The organism is Serratia sp. HRI, assembly GCF_010119335.3.
GTDB lineage: Bacteria > Pseudomonadota > Gammaproteobacteria > Enterobacterales > Enterobacteriaceae > Serratia > Serratia nevei.
Genome location: NZ_CP083690.1, coordinates 1,887,895 through 1,901,764 on the forward strand (window position 1 = coordinate 1,887,895; position 13,870 = coordinate 1,901,764).

General features: G+C 62.3%; 11 protein-coding genes. All 11 read right to left on the reverse strand.

The window, feature by feature from the left end; genetic code table 11:
* Positions 1-19 precede the first annotated feature (19 nt).
* Positions 20-1,276, reverse strand: coding sequence for a cell division protein FtsA (ftsA, locus tag GF111_RS09245; protein ID WP_004932758.1), 1,257 nt, complete (start codon positions 1,274-1,276; stop codon positions 20-22).
* Positions 1,273-2,124 (reverse strand): cell division protein FtsQ, encoded by an 852-nt coding sequence (ftsQ, locus tag GF111_RS09250; protein ID WP_004932761.1) that lies wholly within the window; start codon positions 2,122-2,124, stop codon positions 1,273-1,275. Before ftsQ ends, ftsA begins: the two co-directional genes overlap by 4 nt.
* A 1-nt stretch (position 2,125) precedes the next feature.
* Positions 2,126-3,046 carry a D-alanine--D-alanine ligase gene (locus tag GF111_RS09255; protein ID WP_038873486.1) on the reverse strand — a complete coding sequence of 307 codons (921 nt, stop codon included), beginning with the start codon at positions 3,044-3,046 and terminating at the stop codon, positions 2,126-2,128.
* The gene (murC, locus tag GF111_RS09260) at positions 3,039-4,520 is read right to left on the reverse strand and encodes a UDP-N-acetylmuramate--L-alanine ligase (protein WP_147190240.1); all 1,482 of its coding nucleotides are present in this window, start codon (positions 4,518-4,520) and stop codon (positions 3,039-3,041) included. The genes GF111_RS09255 and murC overlap by 8 nt, the downstream gene beginning before the upstream one ends.
* A gap of 84 nt (positions 4,521-4,604) precedes the next feature.
* Complete coding sequence (gene murG / locus GF111_RS09265; RefSeq protein ID WP_004932773.1) at positions 4,605-5,669, reverse strand: undecaprenyldiphospho-muramoylpentapeptide beta-N-acetylglucosaminyltransferase; 1,065 nt, start codon at positions 5,667-5,669, stop codon at positions 4,605-4,607.
* A 3-nt stretch (positions 5,670-5,672) separates the two neighbouring features.
* Positions 5,673-6,875, reverse strand: coding sequence for a cell division protein FtsW (gene ftsW, locus GF111_RS09270; protein WP_038873480.1), 1,203 nt, complete (start codon positions 6,873-6,875; stop codon positions 5,673-5,675).
* Complete coding sequence (gene murD / locus GF111_RS09275; protein ID WP_047728956.1) at positions 6,872-8,191, reverse strand: UDP-N-acetylmuramoyl-L-alanine--D-glutamate ligase; 1,320 nt, start codon at positions 8,189-8,191, stop codon at positions 6,872-6,874. Before murD ends, ftsW begins: the two co-directional genes overlap by 4 nt.
* A 2-nt stretch (positions 8,192-8,193) precedes the next feature.
* A complete protein-coding gene (mraY, locus tag GF111_RS09280; RefSeq protein ID WP_004932782.1) occupies positions 8,194-9,276 on the reverse strand; it encodes a phospho-N-acetylmuramoyl-pentapeptide-transferase in 1,083 nt (360 codons plus the stop codon).
* The gene (murF, locus tag GF111_RS09285) at positions 9,270-10,631 is read right to left on the reverse strand and encodes a UDP-N-acetylmuramoyl-tripeptide--D-alanyl-D-alanine ligase (protein WP_047728959.1); all 1,362 of its coding nucleotides are present in this window, start codon (positions 10,629-10,631) and stop codon (positions 9,270-9,272) included. Before murF ends, mraY begins: the two co-directional genes overlap by 7 nt.
* On the reverse strand, positions 10,628-12,115 hold the full coding sequence (murE, locus tag GF111_RS09290; protein WP_047728962.1) for a UDP-N-acetylmuramoyl-L-alanyl-D-glutamate--2,6-diaminopimelate ligase: 1,488 nt from the start codon (positions 12,113-12,115) through the stop codon (positions 10,628-10,630). Before murE ends, murF begins: the two co-directional genes overlap by 4 nt.
* The gene (locus tag GF111_RS09295; RefSeq protein WP_047728965.1) at positions 12,102-13,865 is read right to left on the reverse strand and encodes a peptidoglycan glycosyltransferase FtsI; all 1,764 of its coding nucleotides are present in this window, start codon (positions 13,863-13,865) and stop codon (positions 12,102-12,104) included. Before GF111_RS09295 ends, murE begins: the two co-directional genes overlap by 14 nt.
* Positions 13,866-13,870: the final 5 nt, after the last annotated feature.

The following is a 13,870-nucleotide window of genomic DNA, read 5'->3' on the forward strand; positions in this document are numbered from 1 at the left end:
TGATCTCTTTGTTGAAACATTAAAACTCTTTTCTCAGCCAGCTATTGATACGTTTAAACCAATTGCCCACCGAGGCGCGTTTTTCTACTTCTGTCTCACCGCTCAGGTGAGACTCTTTTCCATAGTGCAGTAGACCTACCGCCGTCGAGTAGTAAGGCTCCTGCGCATAATCCGTCAGACCCGTGATGTTCAAGGGTTGGCCGATGCGTACCTGAGTGTGGAACACCCGTTGCGCACAGGCTGCCAGGCCATCAATCTGGGCAGCGCCACCGGTCAGCACGATACCGGCTGCCAGATGATGCTTCACCCCTTGCTGACGCAGTTGCTCCTGCAATTGCAAAATTTCATCGTTAACCAGATTCAACAGTTCGGTGTAGCGTGGCTCAATGACTTCAGCCAGCGTCTGTCTTTGCAGACTGCGCGGAGGACGTCCCCCGACGCTAGGCACCTCTACATTCTCATCCTTGCTAACAATCGACCCAAGCGCACAGCCGTGTCGAACTTTAATCGCTTCCGCGTCGGTCGGCGGCGTGCCGAAGGCGTAAGCGATATCGCTGGTGACCACGTTCCCGGCGTAAGGGATCACTTTGGTGTGGCGCAGCGCACCGCCGGTGTACACCGCCATATCCATGGTGCCGCCGCCGATATCCACCACGCAAACGCCGAGTTCGCGTTCATCTTCGGTCAGCACCGCGTAGCTCGCGGCCAGACCGGCGAAAATAAGTTGGTCAACTTTCAGGCCGCAACGTTCCACGGCCTTGACGATGTTCTTCGCCATATCGTTATGGCAGGTAATCAGATGCACCTTGGCCTGCATGCGCACGCCGGACAGCCCAACCGGGTTTTTGATGCCTTCCTGATAATCGATGGCGTATTCCTGAGGAATCACGTGCAAAATGCGGTGTTCGTCGCGCACGCGCACCGATTTGGCGGTGTGCACCACGTTCTCCACGTCGTCCTGCGTCACTTCCTCTTCCGAGATCGGCACCATGCCGATTTCGTTCTGGCAGCTGATGTGTTTGCCCGACAGCGCCAGGTACACCGAGGAGATCTGGCAGTCCGCCATCAGCTCGGCCTGATCGATGGCGCGCTGTACGCACTTCACCACCGACTCCAGGTCGTTTACGCCACCCTTATCCATGCCGCGAGACGGGCAGCTGCCCACCCCGATAATGTTGACCATGCCATCGGGCAGAACTTCCCCTACCAACGCGGAGACTTTTGCAGTACCGATCTCCAGTCCAACTACCAGTTTTCTGTCCGTCGACTTGATCATTGTTGTTTTGCCTGTGCCTGATTCTGTTGCTGATTACTGTTTTGCTGACCGCCAAGCGCCTGCGGATCGACCAACACCGGAGCCCACCCTACCGAAGCGCCGGACTCGTAGCGCAGATCGACATAGCTGACACGCTTGCTCTCCGCCTGGCCCTGCTGCTGCAATACCGGGTAAAGCTCGATAAACCGCTGCAAACGCCCGTTGCGGTCATCGCGCCCCAGCTCAAGCCGGACATCGTTGTCCAGCGCCAGCTGCCAGGAATGGCGCGCGGTCATCGCCGCCATTTTCAGCGTATATTTGCTGGCCGCCAACGTGGCGCTCATCGCCCGATAGCCTTCCAGCACATCCTGCTCGCTCCCTTCCGGCCCGTAGAGCAGCGGCAACTTCTGTTTACCCGCCCGCTCCGCCGGCACGCTGAACGCTTTGCCTTCGGCGTCCACCATGTGCAAATCGTTCCAGCGCGCCACCGGGACGTACTCCACCAGATGGATCTTCAGCTCATCCGGCCATTGTTTGCGCACGCTGGCCTGCTTGATCCACGGCAGACGTTCGATCTGCTGCTGGATGACGTCCACATCCTGCGTCATAAAGGTGCCGGGCGCGCCCAGCGCCAGGATCGCCTGACGAATATCATCGTTGGTGGTGTAGTGGCGTTCGCCGGTCACCACCAGCCTTGAGAGCGGCAGGCGACTGGCGTCTTTCATCCAGCCAAGCACCGCCCAACCGCTCCACACGACCGTTCCCAACACCATCAGCAGGAAAATCATTCCCGCCAACTGGGTTCCATTGCTGCGGCGCGGGCCGTTATCCACCTCGCGATCGCGCGCATTCAGGGCAGCTTGCGACATATCAGTCGGCCAACTCCAAAATTCTCGCCACCAACTGCGAGAAGCTTAATCCAAACTGGCGCGCCGCCATCGGCACCAGGCTATGACTGGTCATGCCCGGAGAGGTGTTCACCTCAAGCAGATAGAAGCTGCCATCGCTGTCTTGCATCACGTCGACGCGGCCCCAGCCGCTGCAGTCCAGGCCGCGATAGGCACGCAGCGCCAACGCCGCCATCTCGGCTTCCTGCTCGGCGCTCAAACCGCTCGGGCAAAAGTACTGCGTGTCGTCCGAAATGTACTTGGCCTGGTAGTCGTAAAACACACCGGCCGGCTGGATGCGGATCGACGGCAGCACCTGGTCGCCCAGCATCGCCACGGTATATTCCGGGCCGCTCAGCCACTTCTCCACCAATACGTCGTCGTCATGGCGGAAGGCCTCTTCCAACGCGGCTTCCAGCGCGCCGCTTTCAGTGACCTTGCTCATGCCGACGCTGGAGCCTTCACGGCTCGGCTTGACGATCAGCGGCAGGCCAAGCTCCGCCACGCGTGCCAGCAGCGCCGCTTTTTCGCCGCCGAGGTACAGCTGGCGATTCAGCGCCACGTAAGGCGCCACCGGCAAGCCCATCGACTGCCACACCATCTTGGTGCGCCATTTGTCCATGGTCAGCGCCGAGGCCATCACGCCGCTGCCGGTATAAGGCAGTTCGAGGAACTCCAGCAGCCCCTGCAGGGTGCCGTCCTCGCCGCCGCGGCCATGCAGCGCGATAAACACTTTGGTGAACCCCTGCTCTTTCAGCTGGGTCACCGGGAAATCGCGGGTATCGACGCCGTGCGCATCGATACCGGCTTCGCGCAATCCGGCCAGCACCGCAGCGCCGGATTGCAGGGAGACTTCACGTTCAGCGGAGGTGCCGCCCAGCAGAACTGCAACTTTATCAGCCATGGTGCACCTCCTCTTTCTTCGGCGGCTGCGGCTGCAGCTTCAGCTCAGCCAGTTTACGGGCGATTTTGCCCACGTTGCCGGCGCCTTGCACCAGCACCAGGTCTTCATCCTGCAGCAGCTGCGCCAGGGTTTCCGGCACGGTATCGGCATCGGAAACCAGGATCGGATCCAGCTTGCCGCGGCTGCGGATGGTGCGGCACAGCGAGCGGCTGTCCGCGCCCGGGATCGGCGCTTCGCCGGCGGCGTACACGTCGAGCATCAGCAGCACATCCACCTGCGACAGCACGTTGGCGAAATCGTCGTACAGATCGCGGGTGCGCGTATAACGGTGCGGCTGGAAGATCATCACCAAACGCTTGTCCGGCCAGCCGGCGCGCGCCGCTTTCAGCGTGGCGTCCACCTCGGTCGGATGGTGGCCGTAGTCGTCCACCAGCATCGCGCTGCCCGCTTTGCCGTTGACCGGCTCCAGCGGGAACTCGCCGAGGAAATCGAAGCGACGCCCGGTGCCCTGGAAGCCCGCCAGCGCGCGCAGGATATCTTCGTCGTCGATGCCTTCTTCGGTCGCCACCGCCACCGCCGCCGCCGCGTTCAACGCATTGTGGCGCCCCGGCGCGTTCAGCGTCACCGTCAGCAACGGTTTGTCCTGACGGCTCAGGGTAAAGTGCCCCTGCGGCCCAATCTGCCGGTAGTCTTCGATGCGCACGTCGGCATCTTCACTGAAGCCGTAGGTGGTGATATGGCGACCCACGCGCGGCAACAGCTCGCGCACTACCGGATCGTCGATGCACATCACCGCACGGCCGTAGAACGGCAGGTTGTGCAAGAAATTGATAAACGTCTGCTTCAGGTTCTCGAAGTCGCCCTGGTAGGTATCCATATGGTCGGCTTCGATGTTGGTGACCACGGCCACCATCGGCTGCAGATGCAGGAACGACGCATCGCTCTCATCCGCTTCCGCGATCAGATAACGGCTGGACCCCAGTCGCGCGTGGGTGCCCGCCGCCTTCACCAGCCCGCCGTTGACGAAGGTCGGGTCCAGGCGGGCTTCGGCGTAAATGCTCGAAACCATCGCCGTGGTGGTGGTTTTGCCGTGCGTGCCGGCGATAGCGATGCCGTGGCGAAAACGCATCAGCTCCGCCAGCATCTCTGCGCGGCGGATCACCGGGATACGCGCTTCACGGGCGGCGACAATCTCCGGGTTGTCGGCGGAGATGGCGGTAGAAACCACCACCACGCTCGCATCCAGCACGTTTTCCGGACGGTGATTGAAGTAAATCGTCGCCCCGAGCGCGCTCAACTGCTGGGTCACCGGATTCGGCGCCAGATCGGAGCCGCTGATCTGATACCCTTCGTTTGCCAACACTTCGGCGATACCACCCATGCCGGCGCCACCGATGCCGACAAAGTGAATGTGCCGGACGCGACGCATCTCGGGCACGATAGTACGTAGTTTCGCCAGTTGTTGTGTATTCATCACTCTCTCTAATCCGGATCCGGTACCCCGGCCCTACATCACATTGCTTTTATTCAGGTTCGGCGCACCGAACCCCTGCACTCGTTACTTGGCGAGCCGCACCAGCTCCGCCGCCACGCGCTCGGTGGCATCCGGAATGGCGACCGCACGCGCTTTCTCGGCCATGGCCAGCAGCGTCTTGCGATCCCAGCTCGCCAGCAGTTCGGCCACCACATCGGCGTTGAACTGCGGCTGTTCGATAATCTTCGCCGCACCGGCTTCTTCCAGCGGACGCGCGTTCCAGTACTGCTGACGGTCCTTGTGCATGAACGGCACGAAGATCGCCGGCAGCCCCGCCGCCGCGATTTCGCTGACGGTCAACGCGCCGGAGCGGCAGACCACCACGTCGGCCCAGGCGTAGGCGGCAGCCATGTCGTCGATGAACTCGGTCACCTTGTGCTGCGTCTGCCCTACCCTTTCGTAGTCGCGCAGCACCGTTTCCAGCGCGCCCTTGCCAACCTGATGCCAGAGCGTAATTCTATCGCCCAAACGCGCCGCGACTTCAGGAACTGTCTGATTCAGCACGCGCGCGCCCTGACTTCCGCCAATCACCAGCACGCGGATCGGGCCTTCGCGCCCCTGCAACCGCTCCGCCGGCAACGGCAGCGCCAACACGTCGGTACGTACCGGGTTGCCCACCACCTCGGCGTTCGGGAACGCGCCGGGAAAGGCCTGCATCACTTTGGCGGCGATGCGCGCCAGCCAGCGGTTGGTCAAGCCGGCGATGCCGTTTTGTTCGTGCAGCACCACCGGGATGCCACACTGCCAGGCCGCCAGGCCGCCGGGGCCGGACACGTACCCCCCCATCCCCAGCACCACGTCCGGCTGATAGCTGCGCATGATGGCTTTCGCCTGGCGCACCGCCTGCCAGATCCGCAGCGGCGCAGTCAGCTGGGCCTTCAGGCCTTTGCCGCGCAGGCCGGAGATGCGGATAAAATCAATCTCGATCCCGTGCTTCGGCACCAGATCGGCTTCCATTCGGTCTGCGGTTCCGAGCCAGCGCACCTGCCAGCCCTGCGCCATCAGATGATGCGCGACCGCCAGCCCCGGGAACACGTGCCCGCCGGTACCGCCTGCCATCACCATTAAACGCTTAGGTTTCCCGCTCATCCCTTACCTCTTCACAAACGCCTGAGCCTTCGTCAGGCGCGTTTCATAATCAATTCGCAGCAACAGCACGATGGCCGTCGACATAATCAGCAAGCTCGAACCGCCGTAACTGATCAGCGGCAGCGTCAGACCTTTGGTCGGCAGCATGCCCGCGGCGGCGCCGACGTTAACCAGCGCCTGGAAGCTGAACCACACGCCGATCGCGCAGGCCAGGAAGCCGGAGAAGCGTTGGTCGATCTCCAGCGCGCGGCGCCCGATGGACATCGCGCGAAAAGCGACGAAGAATACCATTAACAGGGCTAAAACCACACCGATATAGCCCAGTTCTTCACCCAAAATGGAGAAGATGAAGTCGGTGTGTGCTTCCGGCAAATACTCCAGTTTCTGCACCGAGTTGCCGAGCCCCTGCCCCCAGAACTCGCCGCGGCCGAACGCCATCAGCGACTGGGTCAGCTGGTAGCCGCTGCCGAACGGATCGGCCCACGGGTTCCAGAACGAGGTCACGCGGCGCATACGGTACGGTTCCGCGATGATCAGCAGCACCACGGCGAACACGCCGGAACCGATGATCGCCAGGAACTGCCACATTTTCGCGCCGGCCAGGAACAGCATCGCCAGCGTGGTGATGAACAGCACCACCACGGTACCGAGGTCCGGCTGCGCCAGCAGCAGCACCGCCAGCACCACCATCACGCCCATCGGCTTGCAGAAGCCCCAGAAGTTGCTGCGCACCTCTTCCACCTTGCGCACCAGATAGCTCGCCAGGTAGCAAAACAGCGACAGCTTGGACAGCTCTGCCGGCTGAATACGCAGCGGGCCGAGCGCGATCCAGCGCGAGGCCCCGTTCACCGAACTCCCCACCACCAGCACGATCAGCAGCATCACGATCGACATCAGCAACATCACGTTGCTGTAGCGCTGCCAAATCTCCATCGGGACGCGCAGCGTCACCAGCGACAGGCCGAACGCCAGGCCGAGGTACAGCGCGTCGCGTTTGGCGAACAGGAACGGATCGTCCGCCAGGCGCTGGCCGATCGGCATCGACGCCGAGGTCACCATCACGAAGCCGATGATCGCCAACCCGAAGGTCAGCCAAAGCAGGGTGCGATCGTAGAGCACCATGTTGACCGCATCGTTGTCGCGCGCGCCGGTCACCCAGTCTTTAAGCCGTTCTGTCAGCCCGAAGTTCGGCAAGCGTAGTTTCATCCGCCAAGCTCCTGCGCCAGGCGGGCGAACTCATCGCCGCGCACTTCAAAATTACGGAACTGATCGAGGCTGGCGCAGGCCGGCGACAGCAATACCATGTCACCGGGCTGTACGCGGCCGGCGATGGTGCGCATCGCCTGCTCCATGGTCTCGGTCAGCGTCGCCACCTCCGGCCGCAGCTGTGCCAGCTGGGCGCCGTCGCGGCCAAAGCAATACAGACGCACATTATCGCCCTGCAGGTAGCGCGCCAGCGGCGAGAAATCGGCGGACTTGCCGTCGCCGCCCAGCAGCAGATGCAGCGTGCCGTCTACCTGCAGGCCGTTCAGCGCCGCTTCGGTGCTGCCGACGTTGGTGGCTTTGGAGTCGTTGATCCAACGCACGCCGTTGTTCTCCCAGGCCAGCTGGAAGCGGTGCGCCAGGCCGGTGAAGGTGGTCAGCGCCTTCAGGCTGGACGCGCGCGGGATATTGACCGCATCCGCCAACGCCAGCGCCGCCAGGGCGTTGGTGTAGTTGTGGCGGCCGGTCAGTTTCATCTCGCGCGTATTCAGCACTTTCTCACCGCGCACCCGCAGCCAGGTTTCCCCCTGCTGACGGTTCAGGTGATAGTCGCCCACGTCGGCGCCGAAGCTGACGCAGCGCTCGTCGGCGCCGCGCACCGGCATGGTCAGCGCATCGTCCGCGTTCACCACGCACGCGGCGGCGTTTTCATACACGCGCAGCTTGGCGCCGCGATACTGCTGCAGGCCGAACGGATAGCGATCCATATGATCTTCGGTCACGTTCAGGATGGTCGCCGCCGCCGCCCGCAGGCTATACGTCGTTTCCAGTTGGAAGCTGGACAGCTCCAGCACGTAAAGCTGGCATTCCTGACGCAGCAGGCTCAGCGCCGGCAGGCCGATATTGCCGCCCACGCCCACCGCCCAACCGGCGGCTTTCGCCATCTCGCCCACCAGGGTGGTAACGGTGCTTTTACCGTTGGAGCCGGTGATCGCCACGATCGGCGCCTGCGCTTCACGGCAGAACAGTTCGACGTCGCCGACGATTTCCACGCCGGCATCCGCCGCGGCGCTCAATGCCGGGGTCGCCAGCGCGACGCCCGGGCTGGCAACGATCAGATCCGCCGCCAGCAGCCAGTCCTGATTCAGATCGCCCAGATGGCGCTCCACGCTTTCAGGCAGTTTGTCCAAGCCTGGCGGCGCGATACGGGTATCCATCACGCGCGGCGTCACGCCGCGCGCCATGAAGAAATCGACGCAGGACAGGCCGGTGAGGCCCAACCCGATGATGACGACTTTTCTACCCTGATAGTCTGCCATGATTAACGCACCTTCAGCGTTGCCAGGCCAATCAGCACCAGCATCAGCGAAATGATCCAGAAGCGCACGATAACGCGCGGCTCCGGCCAGCCTTTCAATTCATAGTGGTGGTGAATCGGCGCCATGCGGAAAATGCGTTGTCCGCGCAGCTTGAACGATCCCACCTGCAGGATCACCGACAGCGTCTCTACCACAAATACGCCGCCCATGATCACCAACAAGAACTCCTGACGCAGCAGCACCGCGATGGTACCCAACGCGCCGCCCAGCGCCAACGAACCGACGTCGCCCATAAACACCTGGGCCGGGTAAGTGTTGAACCACAGGAACCCGAGGCCGGCGCCGACGATGGCGGTACACACGATCACCAACTCACCGGCATGACGCAGATACGGAATATGCAGGTAGTTGGCGAAGTTCATGTTACCGGTCGCCCAGGCCACCAGCGCGAAGCCGGCCGCCACGAATACCGTCGGCATAATCGCCAGGCCGTCCAGGCCGTCGGTCAGGTTGACCGCGTTGCTGGTGCCGACGATCACGAAATAGGCCAGCAGGATATACAGCAGGCCCAGCTGCGGCATCACGTCCTTAAAGAACGGCACAACCAGCTCGGTGGCTGGCGTGTCTTTTCCTACGGCGTACATGGCGAATGCGACAATCAGCGCAATCACCGACTGCCAGAAATACTTCCAGCGGGCGATCAGCCCTTTGGTGTCCTTACGCACCACCTTGCGGTAGTCGTCGACGAAGCCGACGATGCCGTAACCCACCAGCACGAACAGCACGCACCAGACATACGGGTTGGACGGGTAGGCCCACATCAGCACCGAAATGGTGATGGAGGTCAGGATCATGATGCCGCCCATGGTCGGCGTGCCACGCTTGCTGAAGTGCGACTCGGGGCCGTCGTTACGCACCACCTGGCCGAAGGACATTTCTTGCAGGCGCTTGATCACCCGCGGGCCCATCCACAACGACAGGAACAGCGCGGTCAGCAGGCTGACAATGGCTCGGAACGTCAGATAAGAAAAGACGTTGAAGCCTGAGTAATACTTGACCAAATGCTCGGCCAGCCAAACTAACATGGTGCTTTCTCCTGTAACGCGCGTACTACCTGCTCCATTGCGGCACTACGTGAACCTTTGATTAACACGGTAATGACCGCATGTTCCGACAGTAATTCCGCCACGCGCGCGATCACTGCTGTCTTGTCTTGATAATGTTCGCCGTTGCCGGACGCCTCGCTCAGCACGCGGCTCAAACCGCCGACGCTGATCACTTTGTCGACGCCGGCCAGACGGGCGGCTTCGCCCACCTGACGGTGACACTCTTCCGCTTCCGCGCCCAGCTCGGCCATATCGCCGACCACCATCACGCGGTAGCCCGGCATCTCTGCCAGCACCTGCGCCGCCGCGGTCATCGACCCGACGTTGGCGTTATAGCTGTCGTCCAGCAGCAGCTTGCCTTCGGCCAGCGCCACCGGGAACAGACGCCCCGGCACCGCCTGCAGCTGTTTCAGCCCCTGACGCACCGCTTCGAGGGTGGCGCCCACCGACATCGCCAGCGCCGTCGCCGCCAGCGCATTGGCCACGTTGTGGCGCCCCGGCAGCGGCAGCGCGATCTCGGCGGTGCCGAACGGGCTGTGCAGCGTGAACTGCGTGCCTGCACCGTTCACCCGCACGTTATCCGCGAAGAAGTCCACGCCTTCGGCAGCCTGCGGCGAGAAGCGCCAGACGGTTTTGCCGCCCAACATGCTCTGCCAGTGCGGCCAGTCGTTGTTATCGGCGTTGATGATCGCCACGCCGTCGGCCGGCAGGCCGGTAAAGATTTCACCTTTCGCCTGCGCGACGCCGGCCAGCGAGCCGAAGCCTTCCAGGTGCGCCGCCGCCAGGTTGTTCACCAAAGCGGTCTGCGGACGCGTCAATGCGGTGGTGTAAGCGATTTCGCCAATATGGTTAGCGCCCAGCTCTATCACGGCAAAATCATGCTGCGGCTCCAGACGCAACAGCGTCAGCGGCACGCCGATGTCGTTATTGAAGTTGCCGGCGGTATACAGCACTTCGCCGCATTCGCGCAGAATGGCGGCGGTCATTTCTTTCACCGATGTCTTGCCCGAGGAACCGGTCAGCGCCACCACGCGCGCCGGCACCTGCTGACGCACCCAGGCGCCAAGCTGCCCCAGCGCCAGACGGGTGTCTTGCACCACCAGCTGCGGCACGTCCACCAATAAGCGCTTACTGACCAGCAGCGCCCCGGCACCTGCTACTACGGCATCCACCGCAAAGTCGTGAGCGTCGAAACGCTCGCCTTTCAGCGCCACAAACAGGCAACCGGCGGTCACCTTGCGGGTGTCTGTCGTCACCTCGACAATTTGGCAATCGGCGCCGATCGGTTCAGCGCTCAATACCTCAGCCAGTGTCTGAAGAGAGACAGGGATCATGCCAGCACCCCCAGCAGTCGGGCGACCGTCGTGCGGTCGGAGTAATCCAGGCGGCGGTTGCCCACCAGCTGATAATCTTCGTGGCCTTTGCCTGCCACCAACACCACATCCTGTTCCTGCGCCTGCATGATGGCGCTGGTTACCGCTTCGGCGCGGCCGTGGATCACCAGCGCCTGCCCGGCGTCCAGCAATCCGGTCAGGATATCGTTGATAATCGTGCGCGGCTCTTCGGTACGCGGGTTGTCATCGGTGATCACCACGCGATCGGCGAACTGCTCGGCGATGCCGCCCATCAGCGGACGCTTGCCCTTGTCGCGATCGCCGCCGCAGCCGAACACGCACCACAGCTGCCCCTGACAGTGCAGGCGCGCGGCTTCCAGCGCTTTCTCCAGCGCATCCGGCGTGTGGGCGTAATCCACCACTACCGTCGGTTTGCCCGGTGCGTTAAACACTTCCATGCGGCCGCAGACCGGCTGCAGGCGGCTGCCGGTTTCTACCAGCGCCTCCAGCGGATAGCCCAGCGACAGCAACGTCGCCAAGGCCAACAGCAGGTTGCTGACGTTGAAAGCACCCATCAGGCGGCTTTCGATTTCGCCGTCGCCCCAGCTGGAGCTGAAACGAACGGTGGCGCCGTTGTCGTGATAATCGACCGCCGTGGTTTTCAGCCAGCGGCCGTGGCCGCCCGGCTGCAGGTTGCCCTGCATCGTCACCGCCACCGCATCCGGCAGCTTGCTTAGCCATCGCAGACCGACTTCATCGTCGGCGTTGATGATCGCCTGCCCCACGCGGTGGGCGGCGAACAGCGACCATTTGGCCGCCTCGTAATTGGCCATGTCACCGTGGTAATCCAGGTGATCGCGGCTCAGGTTGGTGAAGACCGCCGCGGCGAACGGCAGCGCCGCCACCCGGTGTTGCACCAGACCGTGGGAAGAGACTTCCATGGCGGCGAAGGTCGCGCCCTGTTCCGCCAAATCGTTTAATACGTGTTGAACATCCACCGCAGAACCGGTGGTATTCTCGGTCGGACACACTTGGCCCAGCAGGCCGTTGCCGACGGTGCCCATCACCGCGCTGGTTTCGCCCAGCAGTTGGCTCCACTGCGCCAGCAGTTGGGTGGTGGTGGTTTTGCCGTTGGTGCCGGTCACGCCGACCAGACGCAGACGCTCGCCAGGCTGGTGGTAAAAACGCCCGGCCAGCGCGGAAAGGCGCTGGTTCAGTTGGCTCAGGTAGATCACCGGCACGCCGTGCATTTCAACGATGGCGCCGTCTTCGGCCTGACCGTCAGCTTCGGCGATCACGGCGGCGACGCCCTGCGCGATGGCCTGCGGAATATAGCGGCGTCCATCCGTTTGATGGCCGACAACGGCGACAAACAGATCCCCGGCAGCCGCCACACGGCTGTCTAATGTCATTTCCCGCAGCGCGCGCCCGGGTGCCGTCGGCACCCACGGGGCGAGTAAGTCGCGCAAATTACGATCTGCCACCTGAACCCTCTTTCTTGTTAATCACTAATTCGCTTTTGTCACCGGTAGGCAACGCGTCAGGCTCGATGTTCATGGTGCGCAATACGCCGCCCATGATGGCACCGAACACCGGCGCGGAGATTGCGCCACCATAGTATTTCCCACCCTGCGGGTCGTTGATGACGACCACCAGGGCAAAACGGGGGTTACTTGCCGGCGCGACGCCGGCGGTATAAGCGATGTATCGGTTGACGTATTTGCCGTCCGGGCCCACTTTTTTCGCGGTACCGGTTTTGATGGCGATACGGTATCCCTTGATGGCGGCTTTCACGCCGCCGCCGCCCGGCAAGGCCACGCTTTCCATCATGTGCACCACGGTGCGCACCAGAGGTTCAGGGAAAACGCGTTCGCCGGCGACCGGAGGGTCAACCTTGGTGATCGACAATGGGCGATACACGCCCAGGCTGCCGATCGTTGCATAGACTCGCGCCAACTGTAACGGAGTTACCATCAGCCCGTAGCCGAAAGAGAAGGTGGCCCTCTCTATGTCAGACCACCGTTGTTTTTTTGGGTATATGCCACTGCTTTCTCCGACCAGCCCCAAATTGGTCGCTTTTCCCAGCCCAAAACGAGAGTAAGTATCTACTAACGCTGAGGACGGCATCGCTAACGCCAGCTTTGAAACACCGACGTTACTCGACTTCTGCAAGATCCCGGTCAATGACAGCTCCGAGTACCGCGCCACGTCTTTGATCTCGTGGCCCTGAATGCGGTACGGGATGGTGTTCAACACGCTGTTTTCTCTGACCACGCCGTTTTGCAGCGCGGTCATCACCACCATCGGCTTCACGGTTGAACCGGGTTCAAAAATATCGGTGATAGCACGGTTACGCATGGTCTCTTTCGGCGTACCGGCCATGTTGTTCGGGTTGTAAGACGGGCTGTTGGCCATCGCCAGCACTTCGCCGGTGTTCACGTCGATCAGCACCGCAGTGCCCGATTCGGCCTTGTTGAACGCCACGGCGTTGTTCAGCTCGCGATACACCAGCGCCTGCAGCCGTTCATCGACGCTCAGTACCAGGTTGTGCGCCGCCTGGCTGTCGACGGAGGAGATATCTTCGATCACCCGGCCGAAGCGGTCCTTACGCACCGTTCTCTCGCCCGGTTGCCCGGTCAGCCAGCGGTCGAAACTCTTCTCGACACCTTCGATACCTTGTCCGTCGATGTTGGTTACGCCGATGATGTGCGACGTTACCTGCCCCGCCGGGTAGTACCGGCGCGACTCCTGCCGCAGGTAGATCCCCGGCAGCTTGAGCTTGTGGATGTAGTCGCCGATCGCCGGGTTCACCTGGCGCGCCAGATAAACGAAGCGCCCTTTCGGGTTGGCGTTGATGCGGTTGGAGAGTTGGTCCAGCGGGATGTTCAGCGCATCGGAAAGCGCTTTCCAACGGCTGTCCAGCGTGATGCCGCCGCGCTCGTTCAGCTCTTTCGGATCCGCCCACACCGCATTGACCGGCACGCTGACCGCCAACGGACGGCCAGCGCGATCGCTGATCATGCCGCGCGCGGTCGGCACTTCCTGCACGCGCAGCGAACGCATGTCGCCTTCTTTCACCAGACGATCGGGATTGATGACCTGCAGGTACGCAACGCGCAGCATCAGGCCGACCATCGCCAGCAAAATGCAGCCGCACAGCAACGCAAAACGCCAGCTGACAAAGCTGGCCTGATCTTCCTGGCGTCTCAACTTACCGGGGCGCGCTGCTTTCATGCGTT